The sequence below is a fragment of the Trueperaceae bacterium genome (genome assembly GCA_019454765.1).
GTDB lineage: Bacteria > Deinococcota > Deinococci > Deinococcales > Trueperaceae > JAAYYF01.
Map to the genome: position 1 here is coordinate 1 of JACFNR010000038.1, position 1442 is coordinate 1442.

General features: G+C 68.6%; 1 protein-coding gene. It reads left to right on the forward strand.

Features of this window, described 5'->3' with window-relative positions; all coding sequences use genetic code 11:
* The first annotated feature begins 57 nt into the window (after positions 1-57).
* Positions 58-1404 carry an NHL repeat-containing protein gene (locus H3C53_10185; protein MBW7917034.1) on the forward strand — a complete coding sequence of 449 codons (1347 nt, stop codon included), beginning with the start codon at positions 58-60 and terminating at the stop codon, positions 1402-1404.
* The last annotated feature ends 38 nt before the right edge of the window (positions 1405-1442 follow it).

A 1442-nucleotide genomic window follows, 5' to 3' on the forward strand; every position in this document is an offset into this window, starting at 1 on the left:
TGGCTAACCCCCGCTCTTCTCGTGTTGGCGCTGGCGGCGTGCGCCGCACCGAAACCCGTGCCGACACCGCAGGTCGCTTTCACCTCGCCCTCGGAGGGGGCTGTCGTCCACGGCCCCCGCACCGTCACGGTGCAGGTCGCCCTCGTCGACGCCCTCCCCACGGCGACCATAGACGTCACGACCGACGCGCGCAGCCATAGCAGCAACCGCACCGGCGACACGCTCGAGGTCGAACTGGAGCTGAAGGACCACCTGAACAGCCTGACGGTGACGGTCGCCAACCCCGGCCAGCCCGTGCCGGGCACGGCCACCCTCCACCTCGACTACCCGTTCCTGACCCTGAGCGACCAGCAGGCCGCGAGCGTCGTGATCGGCCAGCCGGACTTCGTGACCGACACCGAGGCCGATCCGACCAAGACGATCTGGAACCCCTACGTCAGGCCGCTCGTCATGGACGGCGTCTTGTACCTCTCCGACTACAGCCAGGGTCGGGTCATGGGTTACGACACCGTGCCGACCGCCAACGGCGCGGCCGCGGACTTCGTGCTCGGCAAGAGCGACTTCCTCGACACGGACTCCACACCCGGCCCAGCGAAGATGGACGGCCCGCAGACGCTCGCGACGGACGGTCGGCGCCTGTACGTGATCGATTACTCGTGGAACCGCATCCTCCGGTACGACACCCAGCCCACCACCGACGGGGCAAGCGCCGATCACGTGATCGGGCAACCCGACTTCACCACCACGGCCTCCGCCACGTCCTCCACGAGGCTCAACCATCCCGAGAGCATGTTCATCGCCGCGGGCAAGCTCATCGTCGCGGACTCGGGCAACAACCGGGTGCTCATCTGGTCCGAGGTCCCTAACGCCATCGACGTGCCGGCCGACATCGTGCTCGGACAGCCCGACATGGTCTCGGGGGACGCGAACCGTGGCGGTCCCGTGGGCGCCGCCACGCTTTACGACCCGACGGACGTCTGGAGCGACGGGCAGCGCCTGGTCGTGACCGACGGGGGCAACAACCGCGTGCTCATCTGGAACACCTTCCCGACTGTGGACGGAGCCCCGGCCGACGTGGTGCTGGGCCAGCCCGACATGACGAGTGACTCGCCCGGCCTCGCCGATGACCGTCTCGACTACCCCTACAGCCTCCACAGCAACGGCAACCAGCTCTTCGTGGCCGACTCCGACAACAACCGCGTGCTCGTGTGGGACTCGTTCCCCACCGCCACCGGTCAGAAGCCCGACCGGGTGCTGGGTCAACCCGACTTCACCACGGGCGCGTACGGACTGAGCGCGACCGGCATGGGCTACCCGACCGGCGTGTACGTGGACGGCAACCGCCTGTTCGTTGCCGACAACGACAACCTTCGCTACCTGATCTTCGTCGGCGCGGAGGAGTGACGGTCGGGCCGCCGCGTGGCGGCCCGGTCACGACCCCC